This is a genomic window from Parazoarcus communis, assembly GCF_003111665.1.
Taxonomy (GTDB): Bacteria; Pseudomonadota; Gammaproteobacteria; order Burkholderiales; family Rhodocyclaceae; genus Parazoarcus; species Parazoarcus communis_B.
Genome location: NZ_CP022188.1, coordinates 4288602 through 4303164 on the forward strand (window position 1 = coordinate 4288602; position 14563 = coordinate 4303164).

Annotated in this window: 13 protein-coding genes; 9 read left to right on the top strand and 4 right to left on the bottom strand. The window is 64.9% G+C overall.

Annotation, left to right across the window (positions count from 1 at the left end):
* Positions 1 to 171 precede the first annotated feature (171 nt).
* Together imuA and CEW87_RS19500 are read left to right on the top strand one after the other, a co-directional pair.
* Positions 172 to 801 carry a translesion DNA synthesis-associated protein ImuA gene (gene imuA / locus CEW87_RS19495; RefSeq protein ID WP_108975682.1) on the top strand — a complete coding sequence of 210 codons (630 nt, stop codon included), beginning with the start codon at positions 172 to 174 and terminating at the stop codon, positions 799 to 801.
* A gap of 18 nt (positions 802 to 819) precedes the next feature.
* Positions 820 to 2274 carry a Y-family DNA polymerase gene (locus tag CEW87_RS19500; protein ID WP_108975684.1) on the top strand — a complete coding sequence of 485 codons (1455 nt, stop codon included), beginning with the start codon at positions 820 to 822 and terminating at the stop codon, positions 2272 to 2274.
* A gap of 28 nt (positions 2275 to 2302) precedes the next feature.
* Here CEW87_RS19500 and CEW87_RS19505 read toward each other — a convergent pair whose 3' ends face one another.
* Both CEW87_RS19505 and CEW87_RS19510 read right to left on the bottom strand, forming a co-directional pair.
* A complete protein-coding gene (locus tag CEW87_RS19505; protein WP_108975686.1) occupies positions 2303 to 2596 on the bottom strand; it encodes a 4a-hydroxytetrahydrobiopterin dehydratase in 294 nt (97 codons plus the stop codon).
* 14 nt (positions 2597 to 2610) lie between these two features.
* Positions 2611 to 6255, bottom strand: a complete 3645-nt coding sequence (locus tag CEW87_RS19510) for a DUF748 domain-containing protein (RefSeq protein WP_108975687.1) — start codon at positions 6253 to 6255, stop codon at positions 2611 to 2613.
* Positions 6256 to 6447: 192 nt separating this feature from the next.
* Between CEW87_RS19510 and CEW87_RS19515 the strand changes: the two genes are divergently transcribed.
* Together CEW87_RS19515 and CEW87_RS19520 are read left to right on the top strand one after the other, a co-directional pair.
* Positions 6448 to 7602 carry an NAD(P)/FAD-dependent oxidoreductase gene (locus CEW87_RS19515; protein ID WP_234421771.1) on the top strand — a complete coding sequence of 385 codons (1155 nt, stop codon included), beginning with the start codon at positions 6448 to 6450 and terminating at the stop codon, positions 7600 to 7602.
* Positions 7603 to 7692: 90 nt separating this feature from the next.
* The gene (locus tag CEW87_RS19520) at positions 7693 to 8526 is read left to right on the top strand and encodes a UDP-2,3-diacylglucosamine diphosphatase (RefSeq protein WP_108975691.1); all 834 of its coding nucleotides are present in this window, start codon (positions 7693 to 7695) and stop codon (positions 8524 to 8526) included.
* Between the two features lie 21 nt (positions 8527 to 8547).
* Here CEW87_RS19520 and CEW87_RS19525 read toward each other — a convergent pair whose 3' ends face one another.
* Positions 8548 to 9768 (bottom strand): MFS transporter, encoded by a 1221-nt coding sequence (locus CEW87_RS19525; protein ID WP_199917065.1) that lies wholly within the window; start codon positions 9766 to 9768, stop codon positions 8548 to 8550.
* Positions 9769 to 9923: 155 nt separating this feature from the next.
* On the opposite strand from CEW87_RS19525, the gene CEW87_RS19530 reads away from it, so the two are divergent.
* Genes CEW87_RS19530 through CEW87_RS19550 form a run of 5 tightly spaced genes read left to right on the top strand, consistent with a single transcriptional unit; the run spans position 9924 to position 14364 of the window.
* Entirely contained in the window at positions 9924 to 10388 is a 465-nt protein-coding gene (locus CEW87_RS19530; protein ID WP_108975693.1) for a hemerythrin domain-containing protein, read from the top strand.
* The gene (locus CEW87_RS19535) at positions 10385 to 10606 is read left to right on the top strand and encodes a DUF2249 domain-containing protein (protein WP_108948699.1); all 222 of its coding nucleotides are present in this window, start codon (positions 10385 to 10387) and stop codon (positions 10604 to 10606) included. Before CEW87_RS19530 ends, CEW87_RS19535 begins: the two co-directional genes overlap by 4 nt.
* The gene (locus CEW87_RS19540) at positions 10603 to 11898 is read left to right on the top strand and encodes a hypothetical protein (RefSeq protein ID WP_108975695.1); all 1296 of its coding nucleotides are present in this window, start codon (positions 10603 to 10605) and stop codon (positions 11896 to 11898) included. The genes CEW87_RS19535 and CEW87_RS19540 overlap by 4 nt, the downstream gene beginning before the upstream one ends.
* Before the next feature lie 42 nt (positions 11899 to 11940).
* Entirely contained in the window at positions 11941 to 12336 is a 396-nt protein-coding gene (locus CEW87_RS19545; protein ID WP_108975697.1) for a VanZ family protein, read from the top strand.
* A gap of 60 nt (positions 12337 to 12396) precedes the next feature.
* The gene (locus CEW87_RS19550; protein WP_420094122.1) at positions 12397 to 14364 is read left to right on the top strand and encodes a peptidase U32 family protein; all 1968 of its coding nucleotides are present in this window, start codon (positions 12397 to 12399) and stop codon (positions 14362 to 14364) included.
* On the opposite strand, the gene CEW87_RS19555 is transcribed toward CEW87_RS19550, so the two are convergent.
* Positions 14358 to 14558 (bottom strand): SlyX family protein, encoded by a 201-nt coding sequence (locus tag CEW87_RS19555; protein WP_108948703.1) that lies wholly within the window; start codon positions 14556 to 14558, stop codon positions 14358 to 14360. The two genes, CEW87_RS19550 and CEW87_RS19555, sit on opposite strands and share 7 nt — an antisense overlap.
* Between the last annotated feature and the right edge of the window lie 5 nt (positions 14559 to 14563).

Here is a 14563-nt window from a genome sequence, read left to right on the forward strand (position 1 = left end):
AAGACGCCGTTATGCCGGGGGGCGTTCTGCCCGGACAGCACGCCGTCCGGTTTGTGCCGCCCGGCGTCTGCCGCTATCCACCAGATGCTTCCGGACCACATGCTTATTCATTCCACGGACGCGCGCCGCACGACCCACCGACCGACATCGACCTGAGCACACGCTGCCGCCATGCCGACTCACACCGCACTTGCCACGCTTCCTGCCGGACTGGTCTGGCAGGGACGGCAACTCGCACATCAGGGTGGCCCGGTACTGCCGACAGGCCATGCCGCGCTTGATGCAGAGCTGCCCGGCGGCGGCTGGCCGGGCGCCGCGATGACCGAACTGCTGGCAGACCAGCCCGGTGTAGGCGAGCTTTCGCTGCTGATGCCGCTACTGCGCCAATCCGGACCGGCGCGCTGGCAGGTCTGGATTGCCCCGCCACAAATGCCTTATGCCCCGGCCCTCCATGCTGCCGGCGTCGATCTTGGATCGCTGCTGCTGCTGACCCCGGCCACCGCCGGAGAAGCCGTCTGGGCCGCCCGCCAGGCGCTTGGCTCGGCCAGCTGCCATGTCGTGCTGGCGTGGCTGCCGCAGATCGACAGCGCCGGCCTGCGTCGCCTGCAACTGGCAGCCGAACAAGGCTCGACCCCGCTCTTCCTGTTCCGCGCACTGGCCACCGCAAGTCAGCCCTCACCGGCGCCGCTGCGGCTGGCGCTCTCGGCCCAGCAGGGTGCCTTGCGCATCGACCTGCTCAAGCGCAAGGGCCCGCTCGCACACGCCCCCGTTGTGCTGCCGCTGCACGGCGACCGGCCTTGACTCCGCAGGCATCCCGACGTGCTGTGGCTGGCCCTGATCCTTCCCGAATTGCCCCTGCAGGTCCACGTTCGCGGCCTGGCAGCCTCCGGCCTGCTCGCCATTACCGAGAACAGGCCTAGCGCTCAGGTCATCGCCGCCACGCCTGACGCCCGCGCACAGGGCATACAGCCCGGCCAGGGCGTCGCCAGCGCGCTCGCGATGCTGCCGACGCTGCGCCTGATGCCACGCACTCCTGAACGTGAAGCGGCCCTGCTGAAGGAGCTGGCGGCCTGGTCGGGTGCGTTTGCCTCCCGCGTCTGCCTCGACCCACCCGACTGCATCCTGCTGGAGGTCGCCTCCAGCCTGCGCCTGTTCGGCGGACTCGACGCCCTCGAAGCCGCCTTGCTAGACGGACTGCAGCAGCAGGGACTCGATGCCTGCAGCGCGAGCGCACCCACACCGCTGGCAGCACGCTGGTTCGCGCGCCATGCACAACACGATCCGCAGTCCGTCGTCACACCGGCACCGGACTGGCACGCCCGCCTCGATGCCTTGCCGCTGGAACTGCTTGCCGACGACGGCGCGATCAGCACGAGCAGCTTCGATCTGCTCCATGGCCTCGGCCTGCGTACCCTGGGTGAAGTCCGTGCGCTTCCCGCAGCAGGCCTCGCCCGTCGTCAGGCGCAGGCGGTCAGCGAAACCCTTGCCCGCGCCTACGGCGAATGCCACGACCTGCGCCCAGCGTTCATCCCGCCCGAGCGCTACACGGCCCAGCTCAGCCTGCCCGCAGCAACCGTCAATACCGAGCCCCTGATGTTCGCCGCCCGGCGCCTGTTTGCCGGCCTGGCGAGCTGGCTCGCCGCACGACACACCGGCATCGACCACTGCCGCCTGAGCCTGCAGCACGAACGCGGCGAGGACACCGTGCTCGACATCCTCACCGGCATGCCGAGTCGCGACGAAGCCAGGCTCAACCTGCTCGCGCGCGAACGGCTGGCGGTACTCGAACTGCCATCGGCGGTGGAAGGCATGACGCTGAGCACCGACGCACCACGTGCGCTGGCCGCCCGCTCGGACGACCTCTTCGGCGACCCTGCGACCGAACGTGAAAACGCCTTGCTGCTGCTGGACCGCCTGCGGGCACGGCTGGGAGAAGACTGTGTGAGGCAGCTGAGCATCGTTCCGGACCGCCGCCCCGAGTGCGCGTGGCGCAGCACCGCATTGGGCACGATCTCACCCCGCCCGGCTCGGAATGCAGACACGCCTGCCGGCGCCACCCGGCCGCTCTGGTTGCTGACCAGGCCGCGCCGGATCGATGCACCGCGCAAGCTTCACCTGCTGCGAGGGCCGGAGCGCATCGAACAGGGGTGGTGGGACGGGCATGACATCCGTCGCGATTACTACCTCGCGCAAACGGCCGACGAAGGCTTGTGGTGGGTGTTCCGCGAACTGGACCCGCCACACGACTGGTACCTGCAGGGCTACTTCGGCTGAGCCGCAACGCCCTGCAAGCCCTCATGCATCAGGAGGCAGGCGGGAACAGTCCGTTCATGAAACCTGCCAGCGCCACATCCTTTGCCGTAAGTCCGCCTGCGTCATGCGTGCTGAGCACGACATGCACACGGTTATAGACATTGGACCACTCCGGATGGTGATCCAGCTTTTCGGCCTGCAACGCCGCCCGGCTCATGAAACCGAAAGCCGCATTGAAATCCGCAAACCTGAATTCGCGCTCGATCGCATCCCGCCCATCCACCATCTTCCAGCCGGGCAAACCGGCCAGAGCGGCGGTTCGTTCCGCATCGCTGAGTTTCATCCTGCCCTCCCGCTTCAACGCAAGGAAAACACCACCAGTCTGCCGCCAGCCTCGGCCTTTGCCGCAGTGGGCTTGACCATGAAAACGCGCTCGGGCGGCACCTTGCCCGTCGTCACCAGCCACTCGCGCACATTCTGCGCACGCTGCTGCGCAAGCAACCTGAGATCTTCGTCGCCCACCGTCATCGTCGGCAGCAGCAGTGCCTCCATCTCGGCAACCGGCAGACTCTTGGCGACACCGAGGAAGTTGCGCGGCTTCTCGATCTCGGTGTCGTCATAGACCTCTTCGAGCAAGGCGGCGTACTCGTCCTCAGCAATCTCGATATTCTGCAGCGAAGGCGCAGACTGTCCGCTCTTGACCATCGCCTTGAGCTTGACCGCACGCACCTGATCAAGCAGCTTTGCGCGACGAATGCCCTCGGGGTCGCTCGCAGGATCGGCAAAACCGGTGATGTCGAGCCGCAAGCCGGCCCGATCGACCAGCACCTTGGCGAGCGTCGCCAGCTTTTTCTGCTGCGCCTCACCCGGACGTGACACGCCGGAGTCGAACTCGACCTGGGACAGCTCCTCGCCCCCTCCAAGCACGGACCCGAGCAGCGCGAAGGGCGAGGTGATCGCCTTGCCCACCAGATTGAAGAGCGCCTTCACCACCAGTCCGAACACGCTGAACTCGGGATCGTCCATGGTGCCGCTCACCGGCAGATCAAGATTGATCTGACCACGACTGTCCTTGAGCAGCGACACCGCCAGCTGCACCGGCAGGTTGACCGCATCCGGACTGTCGACCGCCTCGCCGAAGGTGAGCTGGTCGAGGAAGATCTGGTTTCCCGCCGTGAGCTTGCGCTCCTCGATCTTGTACGTGAGTTCTGCCGACAACTTGCCGCGCTGGATGCCGTAGCCGACATACTTGCCCGAGTAGCTCGACAAACCGGTCAGCTCGAAATCCTTCACCGAGGCACCGATGTTCAGGTACTGATCCTGGCGAAAGGGGTTGAACTCGCCGTTGATCGATACCGGCGCCGAATTGTCGACCCTGCCGTCCAGCGTCAGCTTGGCAATCGTGGTCGGGTCCGAAGACAGTCCGGACAACTCACCCGCCATCCCGGTCAGGTTGGCGTCGTAGTTGGGGCGCACGAAACGGTCGCTGAAGGCGATGTTGCCACCCTTGACCCGGATCCGGCCGATCTTGATCGGCGGCATGTCGGCCTGCGCCTTGCCGTCGGCAAGTGCCGCTTCGGCTTTCTGCCGCTCCGCCTCGGCCTCCTCGGTTCCGGCCTGAATCTCGCGCAGGTTGAGCTTGCCCTGGTCGCTCAGGATCAGGCGGGTATAGAAGTCGTTGAGCGCGATGTCGCGCACCTCGAGCGCAAACGGCGCCAGACGCATGTCGATGTCGTTCAGGCTCAGGCTGCCCCAGCGCACGAAATCGGTCGCATTCAGGCGATCGATCGAGGAAAAGTTGGCGACTCCGACATCGCCAGTCAGCCGCCCCTTGATGCCGTCACGCGCTGACTCCAGTGCAAGCTTCGCCTTCGCGTACAGACTGCCGCGCGAGATGGCGATCTTGGTTTCTTCCAGCACATAGGGCTGCAGGGGCAGCAGATCGACGTTGTCGAGGTCAAGTGCCATCGACGTCTTCAGCGGATCGAGTACCGCCGTCCCCGACACACCCAGCTTGCCGCGCTTGTTGATCCGGCTCTTCAGGTCGAGCTTGAGTTCCGCCCCCTTGTCAGTGGAAAAATTTTCCACCTTGAGCGCGATGCCCTCGGCCTCCAGCACCACCGGCTTGCCCGCACTGCGGTCATCGACCCGCAGCGATGCGTCCTCGAGCGCGAGCTTCCTGACCGTCACCGACCATGGCGCCTCACCCTTGGCTGCAGGTTTCGCCGGCGCTGCCTCGCCTGCCAGCGCCATCAGGTCGAAGTCGCCATTGCGCTGACGAACGGTCGACACTGCCGCACCCTTCACCGCGAGCTCGCCCACGACGACCTTGCGCTCGGCCACGAGCACCTGGGCATTGCTCACGTTCAGTTGCGGCAGCTTCAGCGCCGCCCCCTTGTCGCCCTTCAGTCCGAGCACGAAATCCTTCAGGCTCAGGGTCTCTGCATTGACTTCGATCTGTGGCTCACCGCCCTTGAGGGCAAGTTTGTAACGTATCGAACCATCGAGACGACCGCCGCGGATTTCGCCGCCGGGCATTGCCGCGGCCAGATAGGGACCATAACGGGCAGGCTGCAGCTGCTCAACGATCAGGTTGCCATCCAGCTCGAAAGGCTCGAGCCGCAGGCTGTCCTGGTGGCTGAGCTTCTCGCCGGCGTCACTGACATAGTCGAGGCGGATCTCCGCCGGCATGTCTCCGATGGTCGACAGGTCACGCAGGTCGAGGTTGATTGCCTCGATCCGGGTGCGGAAGGGGCCCGGTACGCTGCGATCCTCGAAGCGCACCACGCCATCACGAATTCGCGCCGACGCCAGCAAGAAATCCAGCTTCGATGGCGCAGCGGGCTTGACCCCATCCTGCGTCGCCGCAGGCTTTTCAACAGCGGCCTCCGTGGCCTTCTTTGCCCCGTTCGCGGCTGTTTTTGCGGACGCCTTGGCAGACTTTGGCTGTTCGCCAGGAGCAGACTTGGGCAGCAACTGCAGCAAGTTGATGCCGCCGTCGGCGAGGCGCACGAGATTGAGCTCAGGCTGCATCAGGCGCAATTTGCTGAACTGGAAGCGGTTCACCAGAGGCTGTACGTCAGCCAGTTCGATACCGAACTCGGCCACGGTCAGCACCGGCGCACCCGCCTTGTCCTGAACTTCCAGCTTGTCGATCTGCACCTGTCCGCTGACCGCCACCACCGGTGACGCATCCACCGGCTGACGGAAGCTCAGCTGCATGTCGGCACCGAGCACACCCGAAGGCAGCTTGAAAGCCGGATCGAACGGCAGGTAAGGCATCCACTCGGGCAGCTGAAAGTCCTTCAGCGAGAAGTCGACGACGGTCTCGCGTTCATCACTGAAGGGCTTGGTGCGCCCACTGATGCCCAGCGGCTTGCCGTTGAGGCTGGCCGACAGCGACGGCTCGACGAACACATCGACCTTGACCGGCAGATTGGACACGAAGGGAATGCCGATATTGATGTCCGACAGTTCGTGCTGCAGACCTTCGACCTGGTCATCTACCGAGATGCGCCCGCTGGTGAGCTGAATATTGCCCACCGAGAAGCGCGACTCGCCCTCGCTCTCGGGCTGTTCGCCGAGGCGCTCGACGACATCCGACCAGTTGTGTCTGCCCGCGGGCAGGCGCACCAGCGCAAGCTGCAAGCCGTCGACCGAGAGCTCATGCAGCACCGGACCGCCGCGGATGATGGATTCGAGCTCGAGATTGAGATTGAGACGTTCGAAGGACAAGTCGGGCTTCTGCCCGTCTGCGGCCATGATCTTTGCCCCGCGAACTTCCGCTGCGAGGGTAAAGGGGTTGAACAGCACACCGTCGATCGAAACCTCACGCCCCAGTGTTTCACCCAGGATCTTGGTTGCATAGTGCCGCGCCACTGGCGGCACCACGCCAAACCCGATCACGGCCACGGCCAGCAAGACACCCACCCCCCATTTCGCCGGGCGGATGAACCGCTGCAGACGGGGTTGTTGCGTCGGGCCGGGGGTTGAATCAGACATTCACATGCTCCATGTGCTCGAAAACCGTTATGAATCGACCTGTGAAACTCTGGGGCGAACCCCGAAAAACGTCAGCACGTTTGCCGCCGGTCGTCACCGGGCGTATTCTGCGCCGCTTTCCACGCACCGGGCGCGATTGTGGCTGACCAGCGTTTCGACCTTGTTGTAATCGGTGCCGGCGCCGCCGGCATGATGTGTGCGGCGACCGCAGGCCAGCGCGGCCGGCGCGTACTGCTGCTCGATCATGCCCCCAAACTTGCCGAGAAAATCCGCATCTCGGGCGGCGGGCGATGCAACTTCACCAACCGTCGCGTCACCGCAGAACACTTCCTGTGCCGCAATCCGCACTTCGTCCGCTCGGCGCTCTCGCGTTACACGGCGCGCGATTTTATCGACCTTGTGGAACGTCATGGGGTTTCTTATCACGAACGCGACTGGGGACAGCTGTTTTGTGATGATTCCGCGCAACAGATCATCGATCTGCTGCGCGCCGAATGCGAAGACGGTGCAGTCCAGTGGGCCATGCCGGCCAGCGTTCAGGCAGTGGACCGCACATCGGACGAGCATGATCGATTCGTCATCGACACGACCATGGGTCGATTCTACGCCCACAGCCTGGTGATCGCGACCGGCGGGCTTTCCATCCCCAAGATCGGCGCCAGCCCTTTCGGCTACCGTATCGCCGAGCAATTCGGCATCCCGGTCATCGCGCCCCGCCCCGCGCTGGTGCCGCTCACGTTACCCCCGGAAACACTTTCGCTGCTGGCACCGCTGGCCGGCGCCTCCTTCGAGGTCGAAGCCTCCTGTCGCGGCCCCGCCTTTCGCGAGGCCGCCCTGATCACGCATCGCGGCCTGTCCGGCCCGTCCATCCTGCAGGCGTCGAGCTACTGGCAGGCGCAGGCCTATGAGAAGGATGACTGGGCACCGGTCAGCCTCAACCTGCTGCCCGGAATCGATGCCGAGGAATGGCTGATGGCGCATGCCAGCGAGCGCGGCCTGCTTGCCAACCTGCTGTCCGAGCGCCTGCCCCGGCGCTTCGCCCACGCACTGTGCGCGCTGCAAGGCTGGGAGAAACCGGTCAACGCGTTCCGCCATGCGGATCTGCGCCAGATTGCTGCCACCCTTGCCGACTGGCAGCTGGTGCCATCCGGCACCCAGGGTTATGCCAAGGCGGAGGTCACGCTCGGCGGGGTCGACACCAACGCCCTGTCGTCAAAGACGATGGAAGCGCGCAAGCAACCCGGCCTGTTCTTTGCGGGCGAAGTCATGGACGTGACCGGCCACCTGGGCGGGTACAACTTCCAGTGGGCATGGTCATCCGGTTACGCAGCAGGCCAGCACGCCTGAGCCCGGCACACCCGGCCCCGGCCAGACATTCATCACCCTGTCACACGCCTGCGCCACGCTTGGCGGCGACCCCATCGCCCCAGGCCGCACATGCAGGAAAAACAGGTTCGCTCGATCTTTCTGTCGGACATCCACCTCGGCACCCGCGGCTGCCAGGCAGAGCGTCTGCTCGATTTCCTGCGTTACCACGAATCCGAAAATCTCTTCCTGATTGGCGACATCGTGGACTTCTGGGCAATGAGCAGAAGCATCCACTGGACCAGTACTCAGAACACCGTCGTGCAAAAAGTGTTGCGGCGTGCGCGCAAAGGCACGCAGGTGATCTTCATCCCCGGCAACCATGACGAGGCCTTGCGCGAATACATCGGCACCACATTCGGCGACATCCGGCTCGAGTCCGACTGGATTCACGAGACGACCGACGGGCGGCGCTTCCTGTTGCTGCATGGCGACGAATACGATCAGGTCACCCGCCATTATCGCTGGGTCGCGGTACTCGGTGACGTCGCCTACAACGCGCTGGTCCGCATCAACGGCGGACTGTCACGCATCCGGCGCCGCCTGGGCATCTCCGGCTACTGGTCGCTCGCCGGCTACGCCAAACGCAAGGTCAAGACGGCGGTCAGCTTCATCTTCGATTTCGAGGACTCAGTGATGCACGGCGCACGTGAGCGCGGCGTGGATGGCGTGATCTGCGGACACATCCACTGGGCGAGCATGCGTGAGGTCGATGGACTGACCTATGTGAATTGCGGCGACTGGGTCGATAGCTGCACGGCCATCGTCGAGCACCTCGACGGCCGGCTTGAACTGATCCACTGGGGCGCCCTGCCCACACCGCAGAAAGCGCTGCCGGCGCCCCCCGCCACCGCGCAGAAACCGGAGCGGGCTCCGGAGCAAGAAGAAGCCGCAGTCAGCGCCTGACCGCGGCCGCACGCGGGGCGCTCAGCCCTGTTGCGTCCGACGCCACGGCAACAGCGGCAAATAGGCGAGCACCTGGACTGCGATCAGGCCGCCAAATGCGAGGCTCAGGGACGCGGACATCGTCTGCCCCCCACGCTGCAAGGCATCCAGCGCCAATCCCAGCCCCCACTGCACGGCGAAGGCACCGGCAAACGCCATCAGGTTGATTGCCGTCGATACGCGCGCGAACACCTGGCGGGGAAAATTCGACGCCGTCGCGAGGTAAGTCTGTGAATTGACCGAAGACAGCACGCCGAGCAGAAACCACAGCACCACCAGCGGTCCCAGATCGAACAGGATGCAGAGCTGCACGCTCAGCATGCCCGCATAGCCGAACTGGATCAAATTGAGCGGGCGCACGCCGCGCGTTGCAAGGCGCACACCGAGGAGGCCGATGGACAATTGCCCCACCAGCATGCCGACATTGAGCGCCACCAGATAGCCCGCAGCCTGAGCCAGCGTCAGCCCGTTCACATTCATCAGCCAGGGCACGGCCCACAGGCTCTGCATGGCCATGAAGCCACCGGTGAAGAACATCGACGACGCCGCGAACTTCAGGAAAGCAGGGGCCGGAAAAATCAGGGCCGCCGCCCGCAAGGCATCGAGCAGACGCTCGTTGCCCGCATGACTGGCCTCGTCGGGCAAGGACAGGAAGAGCCACAGTGAAATCATCAGCGCAAGGGCAGCAATGATCCAGAACACGCCGCGCCACCCCATGAATGGCAGCAGGGCCTCGACCGGCGCACTGGCAGTGAGCGCCCCGAGCGCGCCTGCGGCCATGATGAAGCCCGTCATCGAGCTCTGCCGCTCCGCCGGATACCACATCGCGAAGCCTTTCAGCGCCCCCATCAGACAGGCCGACACACCAACGCCAATCAGCGCACGCGCACCACCGAGGCCGGTGAGCGAATCGCCCATTGCAAAAGCGGCACTACCGAGTGCAGTCAGCAGCATCAGACAGCCTTCGACCCGACGCGGGCCGAAACGGTCGAGCGCAATGCCAACGGGAATCTGTGCCAACCCGAAGGCCAGAAAATAGGTGCTGGTCAGCAGCCCCAGATCGGCGGCGGAAAGGCCGAGCTCGCCCGTCAGCGTGGGCGAAATCACCGCATTGACCGTGCGCAACAGATAGGACAGGTAATAGCCCAGTGCGAAGGGCAGGAAAATCCGCCCCCAGGCGCCTGGTGCTTGAGCAGGGCTCATTTCGGGGAATCCGTTCGACAAAGCCCGCATTCTGCCTGCTTTGCACCATTTCAGGGCCCTCGCAAAAACCATCGGCATGTTCGCGATATTGACCCGCGTCAAGGCTGCGACGGGATCGATGCGGAGAATCGAGTCATTCCCGAGGAGCTCCGCCAATGTCACTCTCCAGCCTGATGACCGACGACCACCGCGCCTGCGACCATGTTTTCGCCCGTGTCGAAACCCTCGTCGCCAAGGGCGACTGGTCTGCCGCAGCAACAGCAATGTCGGCATTCGCCGCAGCCCTGAACGCACATTTCCTGGCAGAGGAAGAACACCTCTTTCCCGCATTCGAGGCCGCCACCGGCATGCGCGGCGGCCCCACCGCGGTGATGCGGGCCGAACATGCCGAGATGCGAACCTTTCTCGACAGCATGCAGGCCGCAATTGACGCCCGCGACGGCGACGATTTTGCAGGCGAAGCCGAAACCCTGATGATCATGATCCAACAGCACAACATGAAGGAAGAAAACATGCTGTACCCGATGTGCGATGCCCGCCTTGCCGACCGCAGCGCTGCACTGGCAGGCGTGCTCGACGCGGCCCTGCACGCTCACACCGCCCCAGGAGCCACTGCATGAACACACCGACGATCGTCGACGCCCGCGGCATGGAACCACCCGTGCCCTTCGAGATGGCAATGGAGGCTGTGGCCGACCTCGCCCCCGGTCAGGCAGTCACGCTGCTGCTCGACCGCATGCCCCATCCACTGTTCCGTATCCTCGATCGCGACGGCTACCGCTATACCCCGACGGTTCGTGACGACGCAGTGGTCGAGGTCCTGATCGAGCGTCCATGAGCGGCGCCAACCCCGGCCTGGGCTATGAGGCAACGCCGCCGTTTTCGGCACCGCTGCGCTTCTTTCTCACCGCACCGCTGTTCGGCATCGTCGCCGGACTGGTGCTGATCGGCGACAGCGGCCTGCTTGCATCGCGCTGGACGCCGGGCACCCTGGCCGTGGTTCACCTGTTTGCAGTTGGCTTCCTGCTGCAGATCATGCTTGGCGCGCTGATCCAGATCATGCCCGTGGTCGCCGGGGCGGCGCTGCCCGCACCGCTGCTCACTGCCCGACTGACCCACGTCGGGCTCAGTCTGGGTGCAGCCGGACTTGCGGCCGGACTCGGCTTCGGCCTGCCGGACGTGCTGATCGGCGCAGCCGCACTGCTCGGGCTGAGCATTCTCGGCTTTCTTAGCTGCGCCGCCTTTGCCATCATTCGTGCGCCAAAGTCGTCCATGGCAAGCCACACGCCGCGTGATCTGCGCCTTTCGCTCACCGGCCTTGCACTTGCCGTCGCGCTGGGCTTCTCGATTGCACTCGGGCTCGCCGGCGGCGGTGGGCTTCCCCTGCCCTTCCCGACTCAGGTCAATCTTCACGCCGGCTGGGCGCTGCTTGGCTGGGCCGGCATTCTCCTCGCGGCGGTGAGCTGGGTGGTGGTCCCGATGTTCCAGATCACGCCCGCCTATCCGGTCGCGCTTACCCGTTACTGGGCGCCCGCCATTCTCGGCCTGCTGTGCGCATGGTCCATGCTCAGTGTCACCGGCTTCGACCAGACCGCGATCGTGCTCGCGCTTGCCCTGATCGCGGCCGTGGTCTGCTTTGCCGGCATCACGCTGCGCCAGCAGGCGCGCACGCGACGCAGCACGCCCGACGCCTCCTTTCGCGCCTTCCGCCTGGCGATGGTGGCCCTGATTGCCGGCGCCGCCCTCCTGATTTTTCCCCAGTTCTCCGATGCTGAGCGCTGGCCAGTGCTGGCCGGCATCCTGATCCTGCACGGTGGCCTGGGCGGCGCCACCAGCGCCATGCTGTACAAGATCGTGCCCTTTCTGGCCTGGCTGCACCTTACCCAGGCCAAAATCAAGGCCCCCAACGTCAAGAAGCTGCTCCCGGATGCGCGCGCCAAAGCACAGCTCAGGATGCACGTGCTTGCGCTTGCAGCGCTGCTTGCCGCTGCACTGGCACCAGCGCTGGGGCCGCTTGCGGGACTCGCGCTGATTGTGGAGTTCGGCTGGCTCCTGCTCAACATGCTCCATGTCGTCAGGATGTGGCGGGCAAACGCCCCCACGCCACAGCGCGCCGTCACACCAGCCTGATAAGATCGGCGCCTGTTCCGACCTCAGGCACCCGTCCCGCTCATGCTCCGTATCCCGCCCGCCCTCAGTCGCGGCCTCTTCATCTTCGCCCTTGTCGCCGTGTTCTGGCTCGCCCTGCAACCGGCACCCGATGTCGTCCAGATCGTCAGCTGGCAGGACAAGATCGAACACGCGGTGCTGTTCGCCGTGCTGATGATGCTGGGCAGCCTTGCCTGGCCGGATCGCATGGCGCAGGTCGTGCTCGGCCTGCTCGCCTACGGTGCGGCGATGGAGGTCGCTCAGTCCTTCACCGACTACCGCTTCGGTGACCTGTGGGACTGGATTGCGGACGCCATCGGCCTGCTGCTCGCAGCCATCCCCGCCCGCCTGCTTGCGTCCCGCTTCAGCGCACAAGCAGTGAAGGCCCCAGGTACCGCCGGTGCACGAAACCAAGCCTGAAGATTCGCGAACCGGTATCATTACCGCCTTTCCGATCAAGACCTTGAAGTCGCGCCGCTGATGAACGCCCGTCACCAACTCGAACTCCTGTCCCCTGCCAAGAATGCCGACTTCGGCATCGAAGCCATCACCCACGGGGCAGACGCCGTCTATATCGGCGGACCGTCGTTCGGCGCGCGCGCCTCAGCGGAAAACACGGTTGCCGATATTGCCCGCCTGAGTGCACACGCCCACCGCTTTCATGCGCAGGTGTTCGTGGCGCTCAACACCATCCTGCGCGACGATGAGCTCGAAGATGCGCGCAAGCTCATCTGGCAACTCTACGACGCCGGCGCCGACGCCCTGATCGTGCAGGACATGGGCCTGCTCGAACTCGACCTGCCCCCGATCCAGCTTCACGCCAGCACCCAGACCGACATCCGCGACGCGGCCAAGGCCCGCTTCCTGCAGGACGTCGGTTTTTCGCAGATCGTGCTCGCACGTGAGCTCACGCTGGACGAGGTCAAGAAGATCGCCGCAGCCACCGAGTGCCAGCTCGAGTATTTCGTCCATGGCGCCCTGTGCGTGGCCTTCAGCGGCCAGTGCTACATCAGCCACGCCCACACCGGACGCAGCGCCAACCGCGGAGAATGCTCGCAGGCCTGCCGCCTGCCTTACGACCTGGCTGACAAGGACGGAAACATCATCGCCCGCGACCAGCACATGCTGTCGATGAAGGACAACAACCAGAGCGCCAACCTGCGCACCCTGGCTGCGGCCGGCGTGAGCTCGTTCAAGATCGAGGGCCGCTACAAGGACCTGTCCTACGTCAAGAACATCACCGCGCACTACCGTCAGCTGCTCGACGAGATCATCGAACACCCCGATGCCGACGGCCCCGCATGGCAGCGCGCCTCGAGCGGGCGCAGCACCTTCCTGTTCACGCCGCAGGCGGAGAAGACCTTCAACCGCGGCTATACCGATTACTTCACCAACAAGCGCCAGCACGGCATCGAAGCCTTCGAATCGCCCAAGTTCGTCGGAGAGGCGATCGGCCGCGTGACCCGCATCGACACCAAGGCCGGCAAGTTCTTCGAGATCGAGCGCGTGGCGCCGATCCACAACGGCGACGGCCTCACCTGGTACGACGCCAAAGGCGACCTCACCGGCCTGCGCATCAACCGTGCCGAGCACGACGCGGCAGGCGAAGGCGTGGATCGCATCTTTACTGCCGACGCGCTGCCGGCCGACCTGGTGCCCGGCACCTCGGTGTTCCGCAACCACGATCAGGCTTTCGAGCGTGCGCTGGAAAAGAAATCCGCCGATCGCCGCATCACGGTGGACGCACGCTTTTTCGCAACTGCCGACGGCTATGCGCTGACCCTGAGCGACGAGGACGGCGTGACCGCGACGGCCAGCATCCAGGCGGCCCACGAAGCTGCCCAGCAGGCCGAACGTGCGCTGAACACGATCCGCGACCACATCGCGAAGCTTGGCAACACGATCTTCACGGCACAGGAAATCACGCTCGATGTCGCCGACGCGCCCTTCCTGCCGGCCTCGGCGCTCAATGCGCTGCGTCGTGACGCCGTCGAACAGCTGGAGGCTGCGCGCCTGCAGGCCCACGCCCGTCCGCCGCGTGCGGCGCCGGTCGAACCGCCCGCTCCATTCCCGGACGACTCGCTGAGCTATCTCGCCAACGTCCTCAACGAAAAGGCGCGTGATTTCTATGTGAAACACGGCGTCAAGCTGATCGACGCGGCCTACGAGGCCAATGAAGAGCACGGCGAGGTGTCAGTGATGATCACCAAGCACTGCCTGCGCTACAGCTTCAACCTGTGCCCCAAGGAAGTGAAAGGCATCCGCCCCGACCCGATGACCCTGGTCAACGGCAAGGAGACCCTCACGCTGCGCTTCGACTGCAAGCGCTGCGAGATGCACGTGATGGGCGAACTGAAGCCGCACGTCGCCAAGCTGCAGGCACAGGTCGCACCGCAGAAGATCAGCTTCCATCCCACGCGCCCCGGCGCGGGCGTTACCGCTCAGTAGTGCGGCGGCACTTCGTCTTCCGGACTCAGGCGTCCGGGAGGCTGAACGGCCTGCATCTGCTGCGCAAGTTGCCGCAGATGCTGCTGCATCAGGTCGATCTGCTGTTGCTGGCGGTAGACGGTGCGATTGAGTTCGTCGAGCAGATCCTCGGCAAACATCAGCTTCGATTCGAGGCGTTCGATGCGCTCTTCCATGACGG

Coding starts and splice junctions, on each gene's coding strand:
- CEW87_RS19530 (WP_108975693.1), top strand. CDS start 9,924: ATGTCACTCTCCAGCCTGATGACCGACGACCACCGCGCCTGCGACCAT.
- CEW87_RS19545 (WP_108975697.1), top strand. CDS start 11,941: ATGCTCCGTATCCCGCCCGCCCTCAGTCGCGGCCTCTTCATCTTCGCC.
- CEW87_RS19515 (WP_234421771.1), top strand. CDS start 6,448: ATGTGTGCGGCGACCGCAGGCCAGCGCGGCCGGCGCGTACTGCTGCTC.
- CEW87_RS19510 (WP_108975687.1), bottom strand. CDS start 6,255: ATGTCTGATTCAACCCCCGGCCCGACGCAACAACCCCGTCTGCAGCGG.
- CEW87_RS19550 (WP_420094122.1), top strand. CDS start 12,397: ATGAACGCCCGTCACCAACTCGAACTCCTGTCCCCTGCCAAGAATGCC.
- CEW87_RS19505 (WP_108975686.1), bottom strand. CDS start 2,596: ATGAAACTCAGCGATGCGGAACGAACCGCCGCTCTGGCCGGTTTGCCC.
- CEW87_RS19540 (WP_108975695.1), top strand. CDS start 10,603: ATGAGCGGCGCCAACCCCGGCCTGGGCTATGAGGCAACGCCGCCGTTT.
- CEW87_RS19525 (WP_199917065.1), bottom strand. CDS start 9,768: ATGAGCCCTGCTCAAGCACCAGGCGCCTGGGGGCGGATTTTCCTGCCC.
- CEW87_RS19535 (WP_108948699.1), top strand. CDS start 10,385: ATGAACACACCGACGATCGTCGACGCCCGCGGCATGGAACCACCCGTG.
- CEW87_RS19520 (WP_108975691.1), top strand. CDS start 7,693: ATGCAGGAAAAACAGGTTCGCTCGATCTTTCTGTCGGACATCCACCTC.
- imuA (WP_108975682.1), top strand. CDS start 172: ATGCCGACTCACACCGCACTTGCCACGCTTCCTGCCGGACTGGTCTGG.
- CEW87_RS19555 (WP_108948703.1), bottom strand. CDS start 14,558: ATGGAAGAGCGCATCGAACGCCTCGAATCGAAGCTGATGTTTGCCGAG.